This window comes from Aeromonas sp. Lyrl_2 (assembly GCF_051948815.1).
GTDB lineage: Bacteria > Pseudomonadota > Gammaproteobacteria > Enterobacterales > Aeromonadaceae > Aeromonas > Aeromonas veronii.
Genome location: NZ_JAYJLJ010000009.1, coordinates 44,924 through 58,108 on the forward strand (window position 1 = coordinate 44,924; position 13,185 = coordinate 58,108).

The window sequence follows — 13,185 nt, forward strand, 5'->3', positions numbered from 1 at the left end:
CGGCAATGAAAAGTCATCATGCCAGCCCAGCCCGGGGCTCACACGCCGCAGCCAGCAAAAAGGCGAGTGACCATCCCAGACTCATGCGCGAGCAGCAGACGGTCAGCGCCATGATCCGCCTCTACTGCCAGCACCATCATCAGGATCCCCATTGCCGCCACTGTCGCCAGTTGCGGGATTTCGCCCATCAGCGCCTTCGTCGCTGCCGTTATGGCCACGGCCACAAACCCACCTGTGCCAAGTGCAATATCCACTGCTACGCACCGGCGATGCGCAAACAGATCCAGCAGGTGATGAAGTGGAGCGGCCCGCGCATGTTGCTGCGCCACCCCTGGCTCACCCTCCGCCACCTGCTCGACGGCTTGCGCAAAGCGCCCAAACTGCCCCAGAGCCGCCCCCTGCCGCCATAACCGTCAATCCCTTGCATCCGGCAGGGGATGACCACTACCCTATGACTCCTTTTCTGCCGTTGACCCCAAGGTCAGCGGCGTTGCCGATCCGTTTGCTGCCGATGGAGTCCTGATGCACCACAACCCGCCCCTGCTACGCACCGCCACCCACAATGATATGCACGCCATCTGGCAGATCGATGCCAAGGTGTTTGGCGAAGATGTCTATCCCGCCTTCTTCTTCCGTCAGGCGATGGATTTGTGGCCCGAGTTGTTGCTGGTGGCCGAATACGAGGGGCAGCTGGTGGGGTATGTACTGGGGGGATTCGGTCAGGAGCGGTCGCAAGGCTGGGTACTCTCGCTGGCGGTGCTGCCCGAGGCGCGCGGTTTTGGTCTGGCCGAGCGCATGATGCGCCAGATGGAGGCCAACCAGCAGGCGCTGCAGATCAGCGAACTGCGGCTCACAGTCGATCCGGCCAATCCGGCCCAGCGCCTCTACTACCGGCTCGGTTACACATTGCAGGCGGAAATAGCCGACTATTTCGGCCCCGGAGAAGACCGTCTGCTGCTGGTTAAAACCCTCTCCGGTACAGCTGCGATTCAAGGACAAAACCGGTTACAGAACGCATAATTGGTTACATTTTGCCGATTTCATGTGTGACGGGGTTGGAGTAAAGTTCACTCATCAACCGGATTGTTCAAATTACGTGCAGCCCAGGAGGCCCACCATGTTGAAGCGTATGACCCTTATTGCCCTGCTGGCAGCAACCACCATCACCGGATGCGCCAACAGTGACGTTTACTCTGGCGATGTCTACACCAAAGACCGCGCCAAACAGGTGCAGACCGTCAGCTACGGCACCATCATCTCCACCCGCCCGGTGAAGATCCAGGCCGATGAGAACTCCCTGATTGGCACCATTGGCGGCGCCGTGGTCGGTGGCCTGCTGGGCAGCACAGTCGGTGGCGGCACCGGACGCGACATCGCAGCCGCAGGCGGCGCCATCGCCGGTGCAGCGGCAGGCAACGCCATCGGCAACAAGATGAATCAGGTCGACGGCGTCGAGCTGGAGATCAAGAAAGAGAACGGCGAAGCCATCGTGGTCGTGCAGAAAGCCAGCCCCACCTTCACCCCGGGCGCCCGTGTACGCATGACCCAGGGCAATGGCAGCATCAACGTGGCCGTCGTGAACTAAGCGTGTGAACTCAGGCTTTGCAGCTTTAGTGTCATAAAAAAACCGCCGATCCCGGCGGTTTTTTGTTGTCTGGCATTCGGGATTACATGCTGTAAGCCTTCTCGCCGTGGGAGGTGACATCCAGCCCTTCCCGCTCGGCATCGCCGTTCACCCGCAGACCCACCAGCATGTCGACCGCCTTGAAGGCAATCGCCGCCACGGCACCGGACCAGAGGATGGTCACGCCAACCCCGATGGCCTGGATCTTCACTTGTCCAAGGATGGAGTAACCCTCGGCAACCTGATTGGTGACATAGTCCCACACTCCGGTGCCGCCCAGATCCGGGCTGGCAAAGACGCCGGTCAGCAGGGCGCCGAGAATGCCGCACACCCCGTGCAGACCGAAGACATCCAGGCTGTCATCGGCCCCCAGCAGGCGCTTGAGACCGTGGACGCCCCACAGACCGGCCACACCACTGATAAGGCCCATCACCAGACCACCGCCCACACCGACGAAACCGGCTGCCGGGGTGATCACCACCAGACCGGACACCGCACCGGATGCCGCACCCAGCAGGGAGGGACGTCCCTTCATCACCCACTCGGCCAGCGTCCATGAGAGAGCTGCCGCAGCCGGCGCTACCCAGGTGTTGATAAAGGCGAGTGCGGCGATACCGTTGGCTTCCAGCGCGGAGCCCGCGTTGAAACCGAACCAGCCGAACCAGAGCAGGGAGGCACCGATCATGGTCATGGTCAGGCTGTGGGGGGTCATGGGATCACGACCGTAGCCCAGACGCTTGCCCACCAGATAGGCACCCACCAGACCCGCCACGGCAGCGTTGATGTGCACCACTGTGCCGCCTGCAAAATCCAGCGCACCATGCTGGAACAGATAACCGGCAGTGGCGGTCGCTGTGGCCGCAGCCTCGGCGCTGGTATAGGCATCCGGACCCGCCCAGTACCACACCATATGAGCCAGCGGGATATAGGCGAAGGTGAACCAGATCACCGAGAAGAGCAGCACGGCGGCAAACTTGATACGCTCGGCGAACGCCCCCACGATAAGGCCGCAGGTGATGGCGGCAAAGGCCCCCTGGAACACCACATAGATCAGCTCGCTGATCCCGACACCCTTGCTGAAGGTGGCGGCGATGGAGTCAGGGGTTACCCCCTTGAGCAGCACCTTGCTGAAGGAGCCATAGAAATTGCCCCCCTCGGTAAAGGCCAGCGAATAACCGTAGATCACCCAGAGCACGCAGATGAGGCAGAACAGGGTAAAGACCTGCATCAGCACGCTCAGCATGTTTTTGGCCCGTACCAGACCACCGTAGAAGAGGGCCAGACCGGGGATCGACATCAGGATCACCAGCGCCGCCGAGAGCAGCATCCAGGTGTTGTCACCCTTGTTGATTGTCATGGCGGCAACCGGAGCCACCGCCGCCTGTACCTGAGCGACCTCTTCGGCCCAACTTGGGGTAACCAGCAAGGCAGGCAACATCGTCAGACCCGCCATCATCCATTTTTTGACCATAGAGCACTCTCCTTCCCTGTCGTACCGGTACAAGACCGGCTCCGTTTCCCTGATTGAATCTGTGGCGAATCGCAAGGTGTTGCTGCAACCCGCCAGAATCACACCCGCGCCCGGCACGGGGATGTCTCTTGCCACTTCCTCATCACTGCATCTGCCGCCGATGAGCGCAAGAGACCGTCTGACATGTAAAAAGCATAAAGCGGGCCACAAATTTAAATCCTTTTAAATCATGTAATTAATAAGAACACACATCATCAACGCACCAATTTGGCGCATGAGCTGCGCTAACCTGCCCAGGGTCGCCCTGTCACAGGGCAGGCGATACGTCGCGCACCAGAAGTGCGCAAACCCTGAGCCAGCCCACAAGCTGACGTCATCGATATCGCGTGCTGCGGGCCCGCTCGTTTACACTGACAGACCAGCCGTTTCCTGTTATCCGACCACGGCATGCCATTACACAGCCCCTTGTTTGCAAGCTGATGGCAGGCCCAATCCGAGGAACACCATGCAGTTCGATCGTCTCGACATCAGCCTCTCCCACTACCGTCACCTCGACCGGGAGCATCGCGCCCACATCGCGCTGCTGGGGATAGTGATGCTGGCCATCATGGCCCTTCATCTGTTGCTGCTGCCCCACTTCCCCTACGAGCGCTTTTACGCCGTCAGCTTTGGCTTCGAGGTGATCAACTGGCTCACCATGCTGTTCCTGTTCTGGGTGGTGCAGTGTGCCCACCTGCCCACCCACACCTACCGCATGCTCTCCTGCGGTCTGATGTTGTGGATCATGGGGGCCACCGCCGACATCATGGATGAGCTGGTGGCGCAGCCACTCTGGCTCGCCATCTATGCCGAGGATCTGCTGCGCTCCAGCGGCATCCTGCTCAGCAGCATCGGCATCCTGAGCACCATGCACCACCTCTTCCATATCAATACCCAGCTCAGACAGCAGGCGCTGTTCGACGATCTGACCCGGCTGCCAAACCGGCGCTACTTTCATCAGCAGCTGTTTCTGGAACAGGGGATTTGCCACGCCCTCATCCTGCTGGATCTGGATCACTTCAAGCGGATCAATGACAACTACGGCCACGATATCGGGGATCGGGTGTTGCAGCAGTTTGGCGAGCTGTTACAACAGCACTGCCCGCCGGGTGCGCTGGCGGCCCGTGTCGGGGGTGAAGAGTTTGCCCTGCTGCTGCCCGTCGCCCACGAAGCCGAGCTGCAGCAACTGGCCAACACCCTGCTCAATGCGACCCGCACCATAGCCCCCGACCCGGCCCATACCATGACGGTCAGCCTGGGAGTGGGAGTCCGAGAGCCCAGGGAACCGGCAGTCTCGCTGTTCAAACGGGTGGATCAGGCGCTTTATGGCGCCAAGGAGGCGGGCAGAAACTGCGCGGTATGGGCGACGCCGACTAATAAAGAGGCGTGAAGAGCTACCGATTGATTGCCGATCACGGCGGAACATTGCTGCTGAGACAGGGGCCCAATGGCCCCTGTTTTATGGGGAACATCCCCTCGCCTAAAAGCGGAAGGTAAGACCGATATTGGCCTGCCACTGGGTTACAAGCTCCCCGCGCACCTTGAACACGCACTGCTCCGGGTTGCAGAGAAACTGGTTGTTGTCGTTGACCAGCGAGCCATAACCGCGCACCTCGGCCCGCAGCGCCAGATGCTCGGCGAGGCGCGGTTGCACCCCGAGCGCCAGCGACATGGAAGGGGTCACCTCGCTGTCGTAGGCGGCAAAGCGGGTCACCCCGATCCCGGCGCCGATGTAGGGCGCCATCAGGTTGTCAGAGAGGGTCAGCGCACCGGCAAAGTGCAAAGTATCCACCGTCAGGCGATCCGGCTGGTCGGGAGAGAGGGTGGTGGACTGATGGCTGTAGAGCAGCTCAATCATGCCGGGATCATCCACCTCCTTGCTGATAAAGAGGCCCCAGCTGCCGGAGCCCTGTCCCTGCAGAGAATCAAACGATGCAGAAAGCGGCACCGGCTGCACCACATCGTCACTCTTCTCGAAGTCGATGGCTGAGCTGTAGCCGAAAAATGGCGTCACCTGCCAACCGGATGTGGTCGCGGCCTCGCTACTCCAGGCCTGCCCCAGTGGCAGCAACAGCCCCATCATCACTATCCCGGCTCTCTTCATCATCATCCCCTGCTCCCTGTGTGATTGTGCAGAAAGCATACCAGAGGCGTCCTGCGCCCATCCTAAACGGCGGCTGTACCGGATCACTTTCATGGGGAGGATCACACTCATCGATGGCGCGGCAAAGCAGTACCATTGTGGCCTTGCCGTACTCCCCGCCACCATTCATCGACGGTTAACCTCTGCCACGTATGCTGGCGCCAAATCGGGTCATCGGGGCCCGTTATCACCACTCAGAAGGACATCAGGGAATGGTTGCCGCGCAACTCAACGACCCCAAAACTACCCTCGCGGATACCCTGCGGGCCACCGCGCATGCCATCGATGAGAGCCACATCAGCCTGCGCCAGATGCTCGCGCTGGTGGGTGAGCAGGGGATGCTGCTGTTTTGCGTGCTGCTCACCGTCCCCTTTCTGCTGCCGGTCTCCATCCCCGGCGTCAGCACCCCGTTTGGCCTGCTGATCCTCTTTATCGGTATCGGCATCACCCTCAATCGGGTGCCCTGGCTGCCCGCCATGCTGATGGAGCGCCGCTTCGCCGCCGACCAGCTCAAGCCGACCCTGCACAAGGGGGCGGATCTGCTGGCCCGGGTCGATCGCGTTATCCGCCCGCGCCTGCTGGTTCTGACCGGCAGCAACACGGTCAACCGCTGCAACGGCCTGCTGATCATGCTGGCCGCCCTGCTGCTGATGCTGCCCCTGGGCGCCATCCCGTTCACCAACGCCATGCCTGCCTGGGCCATCCTGCTGCTGGCCACCGGCATGTTGCAGCGGGACGGTCTGTTCGTCGCCAGCGGCTATCTGCTGGTAAGCGCAACCCTGGTCTGGTTCAGCGTGCTGGCCATCGGCTTGCTGATGGCGGGCCAGAGCGCCAGCGGCCTGCTCGGCTAACCCCGATGCACAGAAAAAGGGCGACCATATGGTCGCCCTTTTTGATTTGTGCGGGATACCGCCCGGTCAAAGCAGATCGTAGATAAGGGCCGAGATGGCAAGCAGCCCCATCACCAACACAAAAATGGTACTCGGCCCGCGATAACGCTTGAGTGCGGGCAAGCGATAGATGGAGCAGGCCGGCAGCAGAAACAGGATCACCGCGATCAGCGGGCCACTGACGCGCTCGATGATGTCGAGCACATTGGGGTTCAGATAGGTGATGACGGCGGTCACCATAAACAGGATCACCGATGACACCCGGGCGATGGTTGACTCCTTGAGGGAGAGCCCCAGCCCCTGACAGGCACCGCTCACCATGCTCACCGTCCCCTCGCTCACCCCCATGGAGGTGCCGAGGAAGGATTTGGACATGGCCAGAATGGCGATGAGCGGCCCCACATAGGCGATCAGCGGATTGGAGAACTTGTTCGCCAGCGCCGACAGCACCGAGATATTGTCGGTGCGGGCCAGCGCCATCTCGGCCTGACTCAGACTCATCACGCAGCTCACCACGAAAAAGAGCACGCTGCCGCAAATCAGCATGCTGCTGCACTTGATGATCCGCTTGGCACGCAGGTCGGCACTCTCCTGACAGCGCTTTTTCTGCGCCGCGCTGAAGGAGGAGATAATGGGCGCATGGCTGAAGGAGAACACCATCACCGGCACGATCAGCCAGAGGGATTTCCAGAACGCCGGATCACGCCACTCCACTGGCTGACTCTCGCTGAAATAGGAGAGGCTCCACTGGGGCAGCAAATAGATGGAGAGGCCAATCAGAAAGGCGACCATGGGCAGCGCCAGCACGCTGATGGCCGACACCACGATCTGTTTGCCGGCCAGCAGCACCAGATGCAGGCCCAGCATCACCCCCAGCACCAGCAAGCCGCGCGGCAGCTCGGCATCCCCCAGCTGGTGAACCACGAAGCTCTGGATCGCGTTGGTGATGGAGATGCTGTAGACCAGAATGATGGGGTAGAAAGCCATCAGATAGACCAGCATCAGCAGCTTGCCCGCCTTGGCACCGAAGTGCTCCTCCACCACATGGGTGATATCCCCCTCCTTGTGGGAGCTGGAGAGCACAAAGCGGCTCAACGCCCGATGGGAATAATAAGAGAGCGGAAATGCGAGCAGCAAAATAAACAATAAAATAACCGGCGAATTACTGCCAACCGTAATAGGGAGAAATAACGTACCGGCACCGACCGCAGTGGCATATAAGCCCATGGTCCATACCGAATCACTTTTCTCCCATTTCAATTTTGAAACCGGGTTACTCTTTTCAGCAATAGAAACACTCATTGCAATATATACCTTATTAATCTGTCATCATTATTTTTATTGGCCCGAATAACAGGCTGGCAATATCAGGCGGCATTTGGCCGCAGGTGCAGAAAAAGCAAATCCGCCAGCGACCAACAGGGCCACCGGAGAGAAACGGAGATGCCACGCTACCATCGTTGAAATCGCAATCCGGGTCAAGGTTAATAATTCATGACTGTTTGAATCGGAATGTTTCAAAAGACAACAGGATGTATCACATTCGTCACCCAAAACCAGATTCACGCCTGTTTGATAACATACCGATAAAACCTCATGCTGTTGCCCAACAACATAAATAAGACCAGCGATCAGGCCGATAATATTAACACCTTAAGCTATGGAATATGAGTTAAATAATACGGCCAACTTTTCTACTAATTGACAGTGATGTCAGTCAACTTATTTAGAGTAAAAGAACGAGCTATTTCCGCCATGCGACCGGATAGACACTCTCAACCTGCCGGGCAGTGTGCTACCCGGTTGCGGCCTGCCCGCTTGGCTCGATAGAGCCACTCGTCGGCCCGGGCCAGCGCCTGATTGATCTCCTCCTCCGGCTGCACCAGGGTTGTGCCCAGACTGACCGTGATGGCGACCGGATCGGCAGGCAATGCTTCGACAGCGGCACGGATCTGCTCCGCCATCTGCTGCAAACCGGCTTCATCGATCCGCGGCAGCAGGATCAGAAACTCCTCGCCACCACTGCGCACAAAGAGGTCATCCGCCCGCAACAGGGCATCGATACAACTACTGAAGCGCAGCAAGGCCCGATCTCCCTGCTGGTGGCCGTAACGATCGTTGATCTGCTTGAAGTGATCGATGTCGAGCATGATAAGACCGCAGGGCGCATCTCCTGCCCGCAACGGCTGGCAGTGCTCGAAGAAGAAACGGCGGTTGTAGAGGCCGGTCAGCTGGTCGGTTTCACTCTGACGCAGCAATCGCTGCTGCAACTCGTACTGGCGGGTAATATTGCGGGTCACCCAGGCTACCGCCCGCTTGCCGTCATAGAGGGAGGGCAGAGGAGCAATCTTGCCCTCAAAGCGCTGCATCCCTTGTGGCCCGACACCGGCATCAATGCCACCCACCTCGCTGGCCGCCAGATCGTACTCGACCACCTGAACCTGGCCGCTATCCAGCGCCAGCGCGACCTGCGCCATCACCCAGAGCGCCATCGTCTCCGGCAGCACATCCCGCAACTGCTTCCCTGCCAGCGGATTGCCGTCCTGATAGGATTGCTGCTCCATGCCTCCTATGTATTCAACGTAATAACCATCTTCACTCAGGATAAAGACCGGGTCGGGCAACTGGGCCATCACCTCGTAAAGCTGCAATACCGACAGTGTCATAGATGCTCCTGTACTTCAGCGGCCAACAGGGGCCGTATATTGTGCCCCAACCCGATGATCCACCAGCAATCAGCATAAGAGATAGATTTGCAGCGGTAGCCAACAATCCTTTACAGCAAGTGTACCCCGCGTGGTGAAACAGCCCGTCGCAACACGCAAACCACCGGGATCCCCCCATATCCCATTGTTTCAAAAAGAGGCTTCGTTTAGGCTCCTTTGGCTCGCCCCCATTTTTATCCCTCCATGGAGACGCAGCCCGATGCCGCAGGAGGGGAATCGCACAAGGAGTTGCAGGATGAAGAATGCCATCGTTACCGCCCGCTTCGACGCCATCAGCACCGAAGGGGAACAGCTCACCCTCAAGATCGCCATCAAGGCCCCCGAGCCGGATCCCAAGTCCGCCAGCGGTGACTGGCGTTGCAAGGTGAAGCTGGCGGGGCTGAGCGACAAGACCTTTATCTACGGCATCGACAGCCTGCAGGCCCTGAGCCTCGCCATCAAGTTTGTCGAAACCGAACTGCGCGCTTTCTCCGATGCGGGCTGGCAATTCTATCTACCCAATTGCCCCGATCACCCCATCGACATGAGCGCCTGCTACTTCCCGGCACTCTAGCCCGGCCCATCCAAGGAGAACAGATGCACGGACCCGATCCCGCCAATCCCCACCCCATGAACGGCTTCCCCCAGGTGTGCTTTATCAAGAACACCATCAAGGGGCCCAATATCGAAGTGGGTGACTACACCTATTACGACGACCCGGAGGATTCGGCGGGCTTCGAGCGCAACGTCCTCTACCACTTCCCCTTCATCGGCGACAAGCTGATCATCGGCAAGTTCTGCGCCATCGCCCGCGGGGTGAAGTTCATCATGAACGGCGCCAACCACCAGACCTCCGGCTTCTCCACCTATCCCTTCTTTATCTTCGGCAACGGCTGGGAGCATGCCGCACCCGCCCCGGGCAGCCTCCCCTACAAGGGGGATACCGTGATCGGCAACGATGTCTGGATTGGCTATGACGCCCTGATCATGCCGGGAGTAAAAGTCGGCAACGGTGCCATCATCGCCGCCCGCTCCGTGGTCACCGGCGATGTGCCCGCCTATACCGTGGTCGGCGGCAACCCCGCCAAGGTGATCCGCTACCGCTTCGACGACGACACCATCGCCCGTCTCAACGCCATCGCCTGGTGGGACTGGCCGGTGGAGCAGATCAGCCGCAACCTGCCGTTGATAAGCGGCGGCGAGATAGCCGCGCTGGAAGCGGCAACCCGTTAGAGACAACCACCATCAAGCAGGAAGCACTATGCAACTCACCCCACCCCAACCGCCTCAGGACGATGATGTTGAAGCGCTGCGCATTGGCCTGACGGGCTACAACGTAAGCCAGGCAGGCCCTCAACTGTACGAACTTCGGCGCGAGCGGATCGCCAGCTTTATCAAGGATAAAGAGGGCAAGGTACACGGCGGCATCATCGCCGACATCAAGTGGGGCTGGCTGCACGTCGACTGGCTCTGGATCGACGAAAGCATCCGCCGCGATGGCTGGGGTGGCCGCCTGCTCGGCGCCATGGAGCAATACGCCCAAAGCAAGGGCATCAGCAACTACCATCTGGAAACCACCAGTTTTCAGGCCCTCCCCTTCTACCAGAAGCAGGGTTACGAAGTCTTTGGCCAGCTGCCCGATATGCCGCCGGGGCATATCAGTTACTTTCTGAAAAAGCAGTCATAAGCCGATGAGCAGCCGCAACAGCCCTGCAATAGACAAGGCGCCGGGTAGCAGGAGTCTCTCCTTCTACAGACGCCTTGCCTTGCTCTTTGCGCTGCTTGCAACCAGCTCCAGCGCCTTTGCCCTGTCACTACACGATCTGGATCCGGCATTTGAGCGGTGCGAAGCGCTCAAGTCACAACACAGCGCCATACTGCCCGCGAAAAGCGACCCCTTCTGGTCACTGGAGAAAGCACAGCAAGCGACTGTTCTGATCTATTTGCATGAGAAAAGCATGGAGCGCTGCACGGCAGCAGAAGTGGATGCACTGGCGATCAAGGCGTTTCATCAGGCGGTTGAGGGAGACCGCAGTTTTCTCGACACCCTGATCAAGGCGAGAACCACCACGCTCACTCCCGCCCAGCAAACTCAGTTGCAGCAAGTCGGCCAAGCAGAGCTGGATAGATTGGCTGGGATGAAGGAATTTGCTCTGCCCTTTTCACTAACCGAGCACCTCAAGCAACTCTGAGCCAGAAAAGCTGACAATTATTCTCTGCAATCTGAGAATCAGACATAATGCATAATTTGCATGTCAATTTCAGGAAAATCGTCCATCGTGATTTGCTCATTGGTTAAATGTGGAAAAGTCATATTTTTACATTAGCAATAGAATTCACAGGTAAAGATAAGCATCCTCAGGTCAGATTACCCCCGATAGATGGAGAAAGAGACGAAATAGGAAATTGATTAGCGCTATAGGTTGTTCTGATTATGATAGTGTAGGCTGGCAAGCCGCTATCACAGCCTAGTGAGTCAGTCCATAAATATAAATGATCGCTCACATAACTGAGCAAAAAGGCTTCATGCAAAACCTATTAAACTGTACACTTGTCATCAGTTATGAGAGGGATTCCAGCAGTTTTCTTAAGTTTAGGATTGCGTTAATGGCTAAAAAAATATCAGAAAAAAGAAATCGTACAATATATTACCTCAGAGCTAGTTATATGTGCCCTGATGGTTATGTTATTCAGCACACTCTAGAGCATATGGTTAATAACTCATGGCAACGCTTACCTCTATCAGCAAACAGAACATTCATTGCTGGAAATAATAAAAATAGCGTTGGTATGAAACATCGTATAATTTCTGCACCCTTGATGAAAGGCAATGTGAATTGCACTCTATTATCTATCGGCCTTTATGAAGAGGGAGCTGCAGCAAACACAATTCCTCAACCATCAGATTATGATGCTGAAATGAATGTAGATATCCATGATGCCCCCTTACATCAAGAATATCTTGATGGCGAAGGTTTTATTTGTTTGTATGGAGATCATGTGATACTCAGTCCAACAGACTCTTTCAGACACTCAAAAATAACTGACTTTATTAAAAACCTGATAAGCAAAGCCGGTTTCAAGGATGAATCTTTACGTTTGGACATCCAGCAAATTGCAGATATCAACACCATTAACACTATTAAATGTGATGGTGTAAAAAGCATTTTGATTAATGCAAGTGCTTACCTTGCCTCATTTGACTATATAAAGAGGATGAGACCTGATTATAAAGTTGATGGTGTGGCATCTCGATTTAAGAAAATGGCTGAATCGATGCTAGACTCATTAAAGGATGATGATGACCCGCGAGCTATATTGGATAGCGAAAATCTTAATACTAGGGAAGGTGCGAATAAGTCATATGGCACGAGAGCATTTACTGGTAACCCATTGATATTAAATGACTAAAATTTTCATTTTTTGTTCGTGGGATACTTGTTCGCACTTTCCCTAGAATAACCATTACTCACAATGGTAAAATAAAATCTGAGAGCTCTATCTTGGGGGCAGATAGACTTAAAGATGCAGCTGTATCTCTAGTCGATACAGAACTTTCTGGATATACTATTATCACAAAAAGTGATAAGAAAATCACGCATGATGAGATTGTTCTGCGTAATAAAGTTTTAGTTCGGGCACATGGAAAATCTGTAGATAGAGATGAAATGTGGAACAAACTTGTTGAAATCCTAATAAAATATGACCGAGAGAAAATATTGGAGCATTAATTGTTATGTGGCGAAAATATACTAAAAAGACTTTTTTCTTACTACTAAGCATTGTAGTGAGTAGTCTTTTTTCTTATTTTCTCCAGCCTTTAGTTAAGGGCTCTTCATTAGATGTTCTAGTAAACATTTATTCTATACTGGCGGGTTTTCTAATTGGGGTGATTGCTTTAATTGGTGACCCGTCATCTCTACCAACTGGCTCATGGAGAATTGCTGAACATGCTTCAAAAAACACATTTAGAAGCCTTAATAGTACCAAAAACCTACTGCACGCATATTTCATAACATTATTGCTAATATTTATTTACAAGCTTGTTTTCATTGATGGCTTTGATATTGTAAATAAAATAACGCCGTTTGGAATGGATATACATGAATATGTCATTACAGCCAAAGTTTTCATGGAGCATTCTATATTATTTTTTTCATCGATAGCTTTCATTTACTCATTGAAGTTGCCAGGAAAACTTTTTTCCATCCAGCAAGCACGCGTATCCAAAGAGATTGATAGCCGTAAAAAACCTCAGCAGTAAGTTTCGCCACACCTATATGGCAACAGAAGATTTATAAATAACCTAAAGT

The 13,185-nt window shown here is 55.6% G+C and carries 15 protein-coding genes; 11 read left to right on the top strand and 4 right to left on the bottom strand.

Translation table 11 applies throughout. From position 1 onward, the window contains the following. Window positions 1-5: 5 nt before the first annotated feature. The 3 genes from VF684_RS09740 (at window position 6) to VF684_RS09750 (ending at window position 1,585) form a co-directional block, all read left to right on the top strand. The gene (locus tag VF684_RS09740; RefSeq protein ID WP_376899140.1) at window positions 6-410 is read left to right on the top strand and encodes a nitrous oxide-stimulated promoter family protein; all 405 of its coding nucleotides are present in this window, start codon (window positions 6-8) and stop codon (window positions 408-410) included. A gap of 112 nt (window positions 411-522) precedes the next feature. Further along, a complete protein-coding gene (locus VF684_RS09745; RefSeq protein ID WP_021231619.1) occupies window positions 523-1,020 on the top strand; it encodes a GNAT family N-acetyltransferase in 498 nt (165 codons plus the stop codon). Between the two features lie 97 nt (window positions 1,021-1,117). Then, window positions 1,118-1,585, top strand: coding sequence for a glycine zipper 2TM domain-containing protein (locus VF684_RS09750; protein ID WP_005340126.1), 468 nt, complete (start codon window positions 1,118-1,120; stop codon window positions 1,583-1,585). An 82-nt stretch (window positions 1,586-1,667) separates the two neighbouring features. On the opposite strand, the gene amt is transcribed toward VF684_RS09750, so the two are convergent. Continuing rightward, window positions 1,668-3,095 carry an ammonium transporter gene (gene amt, locus VF684_RS09755; RefSeq protein WP_376899143.1) on the bottom strand — a complete coding sequence of 476 codons (1,428 nt, stop codon included), beginning with the start codon at window positions 3,093-3,095 and terminating at the stop codon, window positions 1,668-1,670. A gap of 505 nt (window positions 3,096-3,600) precedes the next feature. Between amt and VF684_RS09760 the strand changes: the two genes are divergently transcribed. Further along, window positions 3,601-4,524: a GGDEF domain-containing protein gene (locus VF684_RS09760; RefSeq protein WP_139440774.1), complete on the top strand. Its 924-nt coding sequence runs from the start codon at window positions 3,601-3,603 to the stop codon at window positions 4,522-4,524. Between the two features lie 90 nt (window positions 4,525-4,614). Here the strand turns inward: VF684_RS09760 and VF684_RS09765 are convergent, their stop codons facing one another. After that, window positions 4,615-5,238: an outer membrane beta-barrel protein gene (locus VF684_RS09765; RefSeq protein ID WP_031227913.1), complete on the bottom strand. Its 624-nt coding sequence runs from the start codon at window positions 5,236-5,238 to the stop codon at window positions 4,615-4,617. Window positions 5,239-5,489: 251 nt separating this feature from the next. Between VF684_RS09765 and VF684_RS09770 the strand changes: the two genes are divergently transcribed. Continuing rightward, window positions 5,490-6,128 carry an exopolysaccharide biosynthesis protein gene (locus VF684_RS09770; protein WP_058056332.1) on the top strand — a complete coding sequence of 213 codons (639 nt, stop codon included), beginning with the start codon at window positions 5,490-5,492 and terminating at the stop codon, window positions 6,126-6,128. Window positions 6,129-6,194: 66 nt separating this feature from the next. Here the strand turns inward: VF684_RS09770 and VF684_RS09775 are convergent, their stop codons facing one another. After that, window positions 6,195-7,469 carry an amino acid permease gene (locus VF684_RS09775; protein WP_376899145.1) on the bottom strand — a complete coding sequence of 425 codons (1,275 nt, stop codon included), beginning with the start codon at window positions 7,467-7,469 and terminating at the stop codon, window positions 6,195-6,197. A gap of 473 nt (window positions 7,470-7,942) precedes the next feature. Beyond that, window positions 7,943-8,833, bottom strand: coding sequence for a GGDEF domain-containing protein (locus VF684_RS09780; RefSeq protein WP_376899147.1), 891 nt, complete (start codon window positions 8,831-8,833; stop codon window positions 7,943-7,945). A 295-nt stretch (window positions 8,834-9,128) separates the two neighbouring features. Between VF684_RS09780 and VF684_RS09785 the strand changes: the two genes are divergently transcribed. The 6 genes from VF684_RS09785 to VF684_RS09810 all read left to right on the top strand — a co-directional run bounded on the left by VF684_RS09785 (window position 9,129) and on the right by VF684_RS09810 (window position 13,136). After that, on the top strand, window positions 9,129-9,446 hold the full coding sequence (locus tag VF684_RS09785) for a DUF6968 family protein (protein ID WP_005355042.1): 318 nt from the start codon (window positions 9,129-9,131) through the stop codon (window positions 9,444-9,446). Between the two features lie 23 nt (window positions 9,447-9,469). Next, window positions 9,470-10,105, top strand: coding sequence for a Vat family streptogramin A O-acetyltransferase (locus VF684_RS09790; RefSeq protein WP_376899149.1), 636 nt, complete (start codon window positions 9,470-9,472; stop codon window positions 10,103-10,105). Between the two features lie 28 nt (window positions 10,106-10,133). Continuing rightward, complete coding sequence (locus VF684_RS09795) at window positions 10,134-10,559, top strand: GNAT family N-acetyltransferase (protein ID WP_100646986.1); 426 nt, start codon at window positions 10,134-10,136, stop codon at window positions 10,557-10,559. Between the two features lie 4 nt (window positions 10,560-10,563). Further along, window positions 10,564-11,064, top strand: coding sequence for a hypothetical protein (locus tag VF684_RS09800; RefSeq protein ID WP_139433109.1), 501 nt, complete (start codon window positions 10,564-10,566; stop codon window positions 11,062-11,064). Between the two features lie 415 nt (window positions 11,065-11,479). Continuing rightward, window positions 11,480-12,283 carry a hypothetical protein gene (locus VF684_RS09805; RefSeq protein ID WP_440174182.1) on the top strand — a complete coding sequence of 268 codons (804 nt, stop codon included), beginning with the start codon at window positions 11,480-11,482 and terminating at the stop codon, window positions 12,281-12,283. 325 nt (window positions 12,284-12,608) lie between these two features. Then, complete coding sequence (locus VF684_RS09810) at window positions 12,609-13,136, top strand: hypothetical protein (RefSeq protein WP_139433113.1); 528 nt, start codon at window positions 12,609-12,611, stop codon at window positions 13,134-13,136. The last annotated feature ends 49 nt before the right edge of the window (window positions 13,137-13,185 follow it).